Here is a 3881-nt window from a genome sequence, read left to right as displayed (position 1 = left end):
GTACGGAACGGGGGCGGCCGGCCCTTTCACATGCTCGGTCGGCGAGGTCCGGCCCGCCGCGTTCAGCCCACCGTGTTCAGCCCGCCGTGTTCAGCCCGCGGCGGCGACGCCCGCCTCGCCCATGGCGCCGATCCGCCCGAGCAGGTCGACGATCCGGGACTGGACGTCCTCACCGGTCGAGCGCTCGGCGAGGAACAGCACCGTCTCGCCGGTGCGCAGCCGGGGCAGTTCGCGCGGGTCGAGGTCCACCGAGGTGTAGACCACCAGCGGGGTGCGGTGCAGCCGGTCGTTGGCGCGCAGCCAGTCCAGCAGGCCGACCCGGCGGCGGCGGATCTGCAGCAGGTCCATCACCACCAGGTTGGGCTGCACGCTGCTCGCCCGGGCCACCGCGTCGTTCTCGTCCACCGCGTGCTCGACGTGCATGCCGCGCCGCTCCAGGCTGCTGATCATGGCGGCGGCGATGTCCGGGTCGCCCTCGACCAGCAGCACCCGCGGGGCGTGGTGCTCGCCGTCGCGCGGTGCGAGGGCACGCAGCAGGACGGCCGGGTCGGCCCCGTACGCGGCGTCCCGGGTGGCCTGGCCGAGGCCGGCGGTGACCAGCACCGGGACCCGCCGGTTGAGCGCGGCGGTGCGCAGCGACTGGAGCGCGGTGCGGGTGATCGGGCCGGTCAGCGGGTCGACGAAGAGGGCGGCGGGGTAGCCGGGTGCCTGGGCGTCCACCTCCTCCCGGGAGCGGACGATCACCGGGAGGTAGCCGCGCGCCTGGAGGGCCTGCTTGGTGGCCGGGTCGGGCTCGGGCCAGACCAGCAGCCGACGGGTGTTGACCAGTTCGCCGCCCGGGCCGGGCGGCTGCTCGGCGGAGGGGAGCTCGGCCATCGGACGCGGCGCGGTCCGTCCGGCGTCGACCGGGACGGGCGGCTGCGGCACGGCGGCGGGCAGCGCGTTGGCGGGCACGGGGGCGGGGCCGAGCGGACGTGCCGGGGCGAGTTCGCCCAGGCCGGTGCCGACCGGGCGCGGGGCCGACGGCTGCTCGGCCGCGGGCAGCGCGGCCCGGGCGGGCGCCAGCGCGGTGCCGGGGGAGGACTCCTGCCCGCCGACGGCCGGACCGGAGGCCCCGTCGACGGCGCCGGCGCTCCCACCGGCCGGGCCGGCGGCGTTCACCAGGGCGTCCGGGCCGGGCCCCGGCGGGACGGCCAGCCGACGGCGGCGTCCGGTCGGCGCGGCGGCCGGTTCGGGCAGCGCGGGCGCGGGGCCGGCCGGCAGGGCGTGCTCCAGACCGGGGTAGACCGGGGTGTCGGCCGCTCCGGGCAGCGCGAAGCCGCCCGAGGAGTCCTCGGACGGGGGCAGCGCGCGGCGGCGCCGGTGCTTGGTCTCGCCCGGGGCCTGTTCGTGGGTGGCCTCGGCGGTCGGGGTGCCGTTCGGCGGGGTGCCGTCCGTGGCGGCGGGCGCGGGTGCCGGGCCGAGGGCGAGCGGCTCACGCCCGCCGGGCCGGTTCGGCTGCGGCCGGTCGCCGTCGACGGGCACGGCGTAGGCGGGGCCGGAGCGGCCGTCGTCCTTGCCCCACGGGTCGCGCTGGGCGCCGTCCGGCGCGGCCAGGCCCTGACGGCCGTACGCGGGGTCGTTGCCGGTGCCGTTCCACTGCTCGGGGACGGCCCGCTCGACCCGGGCGGGGGCGTTCGGCCACTGATCGGCGGCGACGTCGGGAGCGCCGGGGGTGCCGGGGGTCTTGGCGGCGGGGGTCTCCGCGGCCGGCCGGCCACGGCGGCCGCGCCGCTCGGCGGGGGGCTCCTCGGCGGGCGCCCGCTCCGCCTCGGCGGCCTCGGCGGCGGGCTGCTCGGCGCCGGCCGCGGGCTCGGTGGCCTCGCCGCCGCTGGGCAGCTGCGGGATGCCGGGCAGCTCGGGCAGGACGGCGCTGTCGCTCTCCTTGGGCCGGTCGGAGCGCCCCTCGGCGGTGGCGCGTTCGGCGGCGGCCTTCGCGGCGGCCGGGTCCAGCGGCAGCTCGACGACGTACGTGGTGCCGGTCTTGCCGGGCAGCTCGTGCGGCTGGAGCACACCGCCGTGGCGCTCGACCACCGCGTGGGCTATCGGCAGGTGGACGGGGCTGCCGCCGACGCCGGGGCCGCGGATCTCGACCCGGGCGACCTCGCCGCGCTGGGCGGCGGCCAGGACGACGGTCGGCGGCTCGGGGGCGGGCGGCAGCGCGGGCTCGGCGGCACCGTTCAGCCCGGGCACGGTCAGGCCGGGGGAGGGCGCGACGGGGGCGTCCAGCGCCAGGCCGATCCCGCTGACGTCGGCGACCAGGTGCGCCAGCGCCTGGGCCAGCCGCCGCTCGTCGGCGATCACCTCGACCGCGGCGGCGTGCACCGAGAACCGCACCCGGCCGGGGCCGACCAGCTCACCGGCCTCCTGTACGGCCCGGCGGACCACCTTGTCCAGGCCGACCGGCACCCGCGGCGCGGCCTTCCGCCCGTCCTTGCCGTCCTGGCCCTCCTTGCCGTCCTTGGCCTCGGCCGCGCCGCTCTCGCCGGCCTCGCTGCGCTGGTGGTCGAGGACCCCGTCGATCAGCTTCCCGAACCGGCGGCACTCGGCGGCCAGCCGGCGCAGCGTCCAGTTGGCCTCCGGCCAGAGCTGGCCGGCCGGGTCGGCGGCGAGCGCGTCGAGCCGCTGGTTCAGCGCGTTCAGCGCGCCGCCCAGCTCGCTCTCCAGGACGGCGGTGAGGTGCTCGTTGCGGGCGGTCAGGGCGAGTTCGCGGCTGCGGTCGGTGAAGGTCATCACCGCGCCGACCAGCTGGTCGCCGTCCTTGACCGGGGCGGTGGTGAGGTCGACGGTGACCGGCCGGCCGTCCTTGCGCCACAGCACGGTGCCGCGCACCCGGTGCTTGCGCCCGGAGGTCAGGGTGTCCAGCAGCGCCGACTCCTCGAGCGCCAGCGGGGTGCCGTCGGCCCGGGAGTGCTGGATCAGCGGGTGCAGTTCGCGCCCGCCCAGCTCGCTCGCCCGGTACTCCAGGATGTGCGCGGCGGCCGGGTTGACCAGCACGCAGCGGCCTTCGAGGTCCACGCCGAGCACGCCCTCGGCGGCGGCGCGCAGGATCATCTCGGTCTGCTTGTGCTGGCGGCGCAGTTCGGCCTCGACGCCGAGCCGGCCGGAGAGGTCGCGGACCAGCAGCAGGAGCAGGTCGGAGGAGGAGGGCGAGTTCTCCCGGTACGAGTCGTACGGGGAGCGCGCGTAGCCGCGGCCGTCGTCGTCGGCGAAGTCGTTGCCGGAGACCTCGACCGGGAAGGTGGTGCCGTCGGTGCGGTGGGCGGTCATCCGGACCGGGCGGTCGAGGGCGTCGCCGTCGCGGGTGGCCGGGCGCATCGAGCCGGGGATGCGGCTGGGGTCGAACTCGGGCAGCAGACCGAGCACGCCCATGCCGACCAGCGAGGTGCCCGGTGCCTGCAGCGCCTGGACCGCCGCGCTGTTGGCGTCCACGACGGTGCCGTTGCTGTTCACCAGCAACAACGCGTCGGGCAGGGCGTCGAGTATGGCGGCGAGGCGAGCAGCGCCTCGGATCGGCCTGCTGCTCACGTCGACAGGTCTCCTCGGCTCGGGGCAGCTCCTCCGGAGACGGCAGTATCTCATTCTTCTTTGCGGCGGGGACGACCCGCCTAGTAACGTTGGCGGTGGTTGGTGCCGAGCCCCACGGTTGTGGCATCATCACTGACACACGGAACGGGTCCGCTCACGCGGGGGTGGTCCATGTGGGGAGGCTTCGCCTAGTCCGGTCTATGGCGCCGCACTGCTAATGCGGTTTCGGGGTTATTCCTGATCGAGGGTTCAAATCCCTCAGCCTCCGCCAGTCGGGAGCCCCCGTCGACGATCTCGTCGACGGGGGCTCTTCG

The 3881-nt window shown here is 77.1% G+C and carries 1 protein-coding gene and 1 tRNA gene; one reads left to right on the top strand and one right to left on the bottom strand.

Going from position 1 to position 3881, the window contains the following annotated elements; all coding sequences use genetic code 11:
* Window positions 1-90: 90 nt before the first annotated feature.
* Window positions 91-3567, bottom strand: a complete 3477-nt coding sequence (locus ACFRMQ_RS39125; protein WP_380735656.1) for a PAS domain-containing protein — start codon at window positions 3565-3567, stop codon at window positions 91-93.
* Window positions 3568-3744: 177 nt separating this feature from the next.
* Here ACFRMQ_RS39125 and ACFRMQ_RS39120 point away from each other — a divergent pair.
* Window positions 3745-3838, top strand: a tRNA-Ser gene (locus tag ACFRMQ_RS39120).
* Window positions 3839-3881: the final 43 nt, after the last annotated feature.

It is taken from the genome of Kitasatospora sp. NPDC056783 (assembly GCF_042789895.1).
In the GTDB taxonomy this organism is placed as follows: domain Bacteria; phylum Actinomycetota; class Actinomycetes; order Streptomycetales; family Streptomycetaceae; genus Kitasatospora.
The sequence above is the reverse complement of the archived record's forward strand: the minus strand, read 5'-3'. Positions and strand labels throughout refer to the sequence as shown.